Source organism: Rickettsia sp. TH2014 (assembly GCF_019249195.1).
In the GTDB taxonomy this organism is placed as follows: Bacteria; Pseudomonadota; Alphaproteobacteria; order Rickettsiales; family Rickettsiaceae; genus Rickettsia; species Rickettsia felis.
Window position 1 is genome coordinate 1 of record NZ_MXAX01000248.1, and the last position, 7,050, is coordinate 7,050.

Below are 7,050 nucleotides of genomic sequence, written 5' to 3' on the forward strand. Positions count from 1 at the left end.
CTTTAAACTTCTGTTATATTCTTTCCAGTTGCAAACTTTTTGTAGCTTTGACATACACACTTGTGGTTAAGTTTTTTGTCTATTTACTACTTTTCTTAGTTCGCAGCTACTTTTTTTTATATCTACGCAACAAGGTCTTGCAGGAATGACGGTTTTGGTATCTATGTAACGTTGCCATAGGAAGGACATCGGAATCTAAAAACTAAAGCTTTCACCCAAATACACTTCCTTGACTTTCTTGCTGTTTGCTATTTCCTTAGGTTTTCCTTCTAGCAATACTTTACCTTCAAAAATAACATAAGCACGGTCGACTATATCTAGAGTATCACGCACGTTATGGTCGGTAATTAATATGCCTATATTAAACGCACGTAAATAAGTAATTAGATTTTTAATATCGGAAATAGCAAGCGGGTCAATACCGGCAAGCGGTTCATCAAGCATGATAAATTTAGGCTCTATTGCAAGTGAACGTGCAATCTCAAGCCTACGCCTTTCACCGCCTGATAAGCTAGCAGCGGATAAATCTTTTAAATGAACTATCGAAAATTTCTCTAGTAAATTATGGGTTTTTTGTTCAATTACTTCCTTATCATTTTCAGATATCTCAACTACAGCCTTAATATTATCCTCAACCGATAATCCTCGAAATATTGAAGGTTCTTGAAGAAGATAGCCGATTCCAAGCTTTGCTCGTAAATAAATAGGTAGGTTGGTAATATTTATATCGTTTAAAAGTAATTGTCCTGAGTCCGGTTTCATTAAACCGATAATAATGTTAAAACAAGTTGTTTTACCGGCTCCGTTCGGACCGAACAAACCAACTATCTCTCCTTGTTTTATATTCAGAGATATATCAGTTAATATATTCCTTTTTTTATAGGATTTTGATATATTTTTAACTTGTAAGCTGACCATCTTTTTTATTTGTGTTTTTTGTGTGGATTAATTCTCAACGTCATTGCGGGCAGCCGTAGGCTGCGTGGCAATCTTGTCAAATATCCTGAGATTGCTTCGTCGAAACTTTCAGTTTCTTCTCGCAATGACGTACTAAAGAACACTATTTCTTAACAATATCTACATAATAGATTAGTTTATTAGTTCTTAAGACATTATCATCACGCTGTAATATTACATTACCGAGTAAAATAAGTTGTTTGTCATCAAAAAAATATTTAGCATTATCTGCAAGTAATAATTCATTATTTATTTTTCTTTCTACAGTCAATATGGTGGGAATAACTATATAATCAATAGTTTGTTTATCATCTATTGTTTTATAAAAAATATATAATTCTTTTGTTCTAAGTATTGCGTTATCGAAGTAAACAACAACATTTCCAAGATATTCTGCTTTTTGTTTGGTCCTATCAATAATTAAAGTATCAGATGTTATATGTAAATTTGAAATATTTTTATCATTAGCATATATAGATATACTAACAGTAAGAAATACTATAAGTTTAATAATCCGATAAATCGATGATTGTAGAGACATTGCCTTTAAAAATTATAATATTATTTTCATCCTTCGTATTAAAACTATCTGAAGTAATTGAAGAGTTTTTATAAAGTAATTTAGCAGAGGAGTTGCCGGTTATATTCTTATTTACTAAATCAATCCTTGCATCGTTAGTGTTAAATATGATCTCATCAAAAAAAAGTTTTACATCATTTTTTAAATCTAATATGTTTGATTCTTCATCTAAAAAGCCTTCTTTCGCATTGATAATAAGAGTTTGGTCTTGATTTACGTTATAAATAGCATTTATTATATCTAGTTTATATTTGTTATCCGACTCTTTTATAGCTCGCTCAGTTTTAATTTTATACGCATTTAAATTTTTATTTACTCCTTCAAAAATTGAATCTTTCAATATAATATTATATTTTAAATCAAAATTTTTAGTATCTTTTAAACTTTTCTTTGTAACGTTAATATCATTTTCTTCATTAATATAACCGCTTTTAATTAATATATATCCTATATACAAAATTCCAGCTATTATTAAAAGATATAGAGATTTCCAAATTTTTTTTCGCCGTTTATAAGAAGAGGGCATAGATTTTAGCTAACTCCAATGCGTAGTAAATCATGAATATGAATAATACCCGTAATAACATTATCATCAACAATCGGTATATTAGTGATATTCTTGGCTTTCATTAAATTTAAAGCCTCTTTTGCAAATATTTCCGATGAGATATGAATAGGGTTTTTGGTCATAATGCTTGATGCTGTTTTTAAGTGAATTTGATCGTTAATATGACGACGTAAATCCCCGTCGGTTATAATCCCTATCAAATTTTGGTTTTTATCTGTGACAAGTGTACAACCTAAACGTTTTTTATTCATAATAATTATAGTTTCGGCAAAGGCAGTATCTTCATATACTAAAGGTATTTCATTCCCCTCACGCATTAGGTTTTTAATTTTTGTTAAATTAGCACCTATTGTACCTCCCGGATGATAAATTTTAAAATCATCTTTAGTAAAGCCTCGTTTTTCATGTATAACAGTCATTAAGGCATCACCTAGTGATAACATTATTAAAGATGATATAGTAGGAGCTCCAATTACAGAAGCTTCCGGATATTCAGGTACTATTAATAAAAAATCGCTTCTTTTAGCTAAAGTGGAATTTTTATTCATTGTCATTGCAGCAATTTTTATGGAAGAGTTCTTACAATATTCAATTATATTAAATAGCTCTTTAGTTTCACCGGAATTAGATAGCATAATTACTAGATCATTTCTCGTCACCATACCTAAATCGCCGTGACTTGCCTCTGCCGGATGTAAATAAAAAGCAGGCATACCGGTTGAAGAAAAGCTAGCAGCTATTTTTCTTGCAATATAACCGCTTTTGCCTATGCCGGTTAAAATTACCCGTCCTTTGAAAGATAGTAAAAATTCTATAATTTTGTTAAAGTCGTCAGGGATATTTTCGGATAATTTTTCTAAAGCACTTGCTTCACTAGAAATAACCCTCTTTGCGATGATTTGGTAATTATTTGTGTGGTTCATTTATTTACTGTCATACCGCGACTTGATCGCGGTATCCATTTAAAAATATTATTAGATACCGCGATCAAGTCGCGGTATGACACCGGATATACTATGACAACATCAATTAAAATACTTACGTTCCGTAATTGTTTCTTCTTTATCATTGTTAGAATCTTCATTCCAAGCTCGTTTTTTACTAGAATCACGTCGCTCAGGTTCTGAATTTTCCTTAGCATTATTAGCATTATTTTTTGGCTTTGGATTATTTGAAGATTTATCCTTATCGGTATTTTTAATAGTTAGTTTTGCTTTGCCTTTATTATCAAAGCCTATCAGCTTAACTTTTACTATATCGCCTTGTTTTAAAACACTGCTAACCGTTTCTATTCTTTCTTCTGAAATTTCACTAATATGAACAAAGCCGTCTTTATTACCTAAATAATTAATAAAAGCACCGGAATCTAACACTTTCATTACCGTACCGTTAAATATTTCTCCGATTTCAGGTTCAACGGCAATAACTTTAATTTTATCTAAAGCGACTTTTAGCTTATCTCTATCTGAAGCATAAACAGAAACCGTACCGTCATCGCTTATATCTATTTTAGCACCGCTAGTCTCACAAATTTCCTTTATTACTTTACCGCCAGGTCCTATAATATCTCTAATTTTATCCTTATCTATTTTTATAGTAGTAGTAGAAGGAGCATTTTTACTTAGTTCGCTATTTGGTTTATTAATAACTTTGTTCATTTGCTCAAGTATATGCAAACGACCGAGTCGTGCTTGCTCTAAAGCTACTTTCATTATTTTAAAATCTACTCCGGATATTTTGATATCCATTTGTAATGCGGTAATCCCTTCGCTAGTTCCTGCGACCTTAAAGTCCATATCACCGAAATAATCTTCATCTCCAAGAATGTCGGATAATACCGCAAATTTTTTGCCTTCCTTAACAAGCCCCATAGCAATACCCGCAACCGGTGCTTTTATCGGTACGCCGGCATACATTAAAGCAAGAGAACTACCGCAAACGGTTGCCATTGAAGAAGAACCGTTAGACTCCGTAGTTTCAGCAACTACTCTAATAGAATAAGGAAATTGTACTTTATTAGGTAATATTGGATTAATAGCGCGCCATGCGAGTTTACCGTGTCCGACTTCACGACGACTAGGTGCTTTCATCGGCATTGCTTCATTTACAGAGTAGGGCGGAAAGATATAATTAAGCATAAAACGCTCTTTATGCTCACCCTCTAAACTGTCAACTATCTGCTCATCTAAACTAGTACCGAATGTAGTGCTAACTAAGCTTTGCGTTTCGCCTCTAGTAAATAAAGCTGAACCGTGTGCGGAAGGTAATAAACCTATTTCACAAGCAATTTGTCTTATATCCGTGGCACTTCTACCATCGATACGTCTATTTTTTTCTAAAATCTCGTTACGTAATATATCTGATTCAATAGATTTTAAAGCCGATTCGATTTGATAATTACTATATTTTTTATTCTCTATGTCGCTTACAAAATGTGCAAGAACTTTTTCAGGTATTAAATCTAAATTAGTACTACGTTCATGTTTAGATTTAATCGCAAAAGCTTGTTCGATTTCTTTTACAAATAACTTCTCAATTTCTTTCTTTAATGAGGCAGGATATAAATCTTGCATTTCAAGCTTTGGTTTTTTAGCTTCTTCTGCTAGTTCTTTAATTATCTTTATTACCGACTGGAAGCTTTCAAATCCAAATTTTACGGCTTCTAACATTTGTTCTTCAGCGAGTAAATGAGCTTCCGATTCAACCATCATTACTGAATCTGAAGTTCCTGCAACTACTAAATCAAGCTGACTTGTTTTTAATAATTCAAGTGTCGGATTTAAAACAAATTCACCATTGATTAAACCTACTTTACTTGCAGCAACTATTTCTAGATAAGGAGCAGGGGATAGGCTAAGGGCAGCCGATGCACCAATAATTGCAAGTATATCTACCGGAGTTTCAGGGTCATATGAAAGAACAGTACAAGTTACATGAGTTTCATTAACAAAAGCCGGATGAAATAACGGTCTAATCGGTCTATCTATTAAACGAGATACTAAAACTTCTCTATCTGATGCTTTTCCCTCACGTTTAAAAAATCCTCCGGGGATTTTACCGGCAGCATATGCCATTTCTCTATAATTAATAGTTAGAGGAAAAAAGCCAATACCTTCTTTTGCTTTTTTAGCTACTACTGCTGTACATAATAAAACGGAATTACCCATTTTTATCGTAACTGCTCCGTCAGCTTGCCTTGCTATCTTACCTGTACTAAGCTCAAGAACTTTCCCGTTCCATGTAACACTCTTAGTTATTTCGTTAAACATCTATTTATCTCATTTCATAATTTATATTTTTTGTATTCTATCCCGTCATTGCGAGAAGAATTACGTAGTAATTCGACGAAGCAATCTCAGGATATTTGACGAGATTGCCACGCAGCTTACGGCTGTTCGCAATGATGGGCTTTAGTATCCATGCGAGCAATGCCTGCTCGCAATGACGGTTATTTAGCTACTTAATCTTTCTAATTCCTAGCTTACTTATTAAATCTAAATATTCGCTAATATTATTCTTTTTAATATAGTTAAGTAATCTACGACGGCGTCCGACTAAAATTAATAATCCACGTCTTGAAGTATGATCTTTATGGTTAGATTTAAAATGCTCGGTTAAATTGTTGATTCTTTCAGTTAAGATAGCACATTGCACCGCACATGAACCGGTATCATTTTCCGTTATAGCATATTCTTTAATTAATTGTTGTTTACGTTCTGTAGTAATCGACATCGATAATTTCTCCTTAAATTGTTATAATAAATTAAATACTCGTAAAGAATTAAAGCAACCCTTATTTAAGCTACCTATTGCAAGCAGATTTCCCTTATAGCGAACCCATAAAAGACTAACAGACATCTTCTCAAACTCTACTTCTAGAGGTAATTTGGAAAGATGCCTAAAATCTTCTTCATAATCAAATTGGCATTTCTGCCCATATCTGATTTTTTGTGCTTGGCTGTCAGTTGCATCAAGAACCAGGATGTCGTCCAGTATTGCTTCTATCTTTATACTTTTTTCCTCTAGGAAATTTTTGGTAATTTCGTCAGGTGATTTAATTCGGAGAGCATTTTCTTCTTTAAATATTCCAACCTGAGTACGGCGTAATTCTATCACAAATCCTAAACTTTGCAAGGACAATGCCAAATCTTCTGCTAAAGTCCTTATATAAGTACCTCTTGAGCATTCCGTATAGTATGTAGCGGTAGCATTTTTCTCATCAAAATTTAAACATTTTAAATTATAAATAGTTATATTTCTTGGCTTTAATTCTACTTCTTTCCCCTCTCTAGCCAATTTATAAGCCCTTACACCGTTAACTTTAAGAGCAGCAAAAGCCGGCGGTATTTGTATTACGTTACCGATAAATTTAGAACATACGTTATAAGCCTCTTCTTGAGAAGGGATATAATCTTTCGTTGCTATTACGGTGCCGGCATAATCGCCACTATCGGTTTTCATTCCGAATTTTACAGTAAAAATATAGGTTTTTCTAGCATCAATTAGCAGTTGTATTAGCTTTGTAGCTTCACCTACGGCAAGTGGTAGTATCCCTTCTGCTTCAACATCTAAAGTACCGGCATGTCCTATCTTAGCTTCTTTACCGAGTATTTTTTTTACCATGCTAACCAGTTTAGCAGAACTTATACCTCTTGGTTTATAAATATTTAACCAATAACTATTCATTAATATATTACCATAAAATGAAGGGTTGATAAGTTGAAACTTTTCGTCATTGCGAGAAGAGATTGTCGCGTGGATCAATTTCACCACTGTCATCCCGTAGCTTGACCACGGGATCCAGTTAAAATACTAAAATTATTAGTATTTGTTTATTATTTTTTGGACCTCGTGGTCAAGCCACGGGGTGACACAGTGGATTTTACCAGTCCACGCAACAATGCCTTGCGAGAAGAATTACGAAGTAATTGACGAAGCAATCCAG

At 33.2% G+C, this 7,050-nt stretch carries 7 protein-coding genes; all 7 read right to left on the bottom strand.

The features are described from left to right. Nucleotides 1–195: 195 nt before the first annotated feature. On the bottom strand, nucleotides 196–918 hold the full coding sequence (gene lptB / locus KYQ89_RS05090; RefSeq protein ID WP_218460676.1) for an LPS export ABC transporter ATP-binding protein: 723 nt from the start codon (nucleotides 916–918) through the stop codon (nucleotides 196–198). A 142-nt stretch (nucleotides 919–1,060) separates the two neighbouring features. Continuing rightward, nucleotides 1,061–1,498 carry an LptA/OstA family protein gene (locus tag KYQ89_RS05095; protein ID WP_218460677.1) on the bottom strand — a complete coding sequence of 146 codons (438 nt, stop codon included), beginning with the start codon at nucleotides 1,496–1,498 and terminating at the stop codon, nucleotides 1,061–1,063. Next, nucleotides 1,464–2,063, bottom strand: coding sequence for an LPS export ABC transporter periplasmic protein LptC (lptC, locus tag KYQ89_RS05100; protein WP_218460678.1), 600 nt, complete (start codon nucleotides 2,061–2,063; stop codon nucleotides 1,464–1,466). Before lptC ends, KYQ89_RS05095 begins: the two co-directional genes overlap by 35 nt. A 5-nt stretch (nucleotides 2,064–2,068) precedes the next feature. Further along, nucleotides 2,069–3,028 carry an SIS domain-containing protein gene (locus tag KYQ89_RS05105; protein ID WP_218460679.1) on the bottom strand — a complete coding sequence of 320 codons (960 nt, stop codon included), beginning with the start codon at nucleotides 3,026–3,028 and terminating at the stop codon, nucleotides 2,069–2,071. Between the two features lie 102 nt (nucleotides 3,029–3,130). Then, the gene (gene pnp / locus KYQ89_RS05110; protein WP_218460680.1) at nucleotides 3,131–5,374 is read right to left on the bottom strand and encodes a polyribonucleotide nucleotidyltransferase; all 2,244 of its coding nucleotides are present in this window, start codon (nucleotides 5,372–5,374) and stop codon (nucleotides 3,131–3,133) included. Nucleotides 5,375–5,561: 187 nt separating this feature from the next. After that, nucleotides 5,562–5,837: a 30S ribosomal protein S15 gene (gene rpsO, locus KYQ89_RS05115; protein ID WP_218460681.1), complete on the bottom strand. Its 276-nt coding sequence runs from the start codon at nucleotides 5,835–5,837 to the stop codon at nucleotides 5,562–5,564. Between the two features lie 21 nt (nucleotides 5,838–5,858). Next, nucleotides 5,859–6,791, bottom strand: coding sequence for a tRNA pseudouridine(55) synthase TruB (gene truB, locus KYQ89_RS05120; protein ID WP_218460682.1), 933 nt, complete (start codon nucleotides 6,789–6,791; stop codon nucleotides 5,859–5,861). Nucleotides 6,792–7,050: the final 259 nt, after the last annotated feature.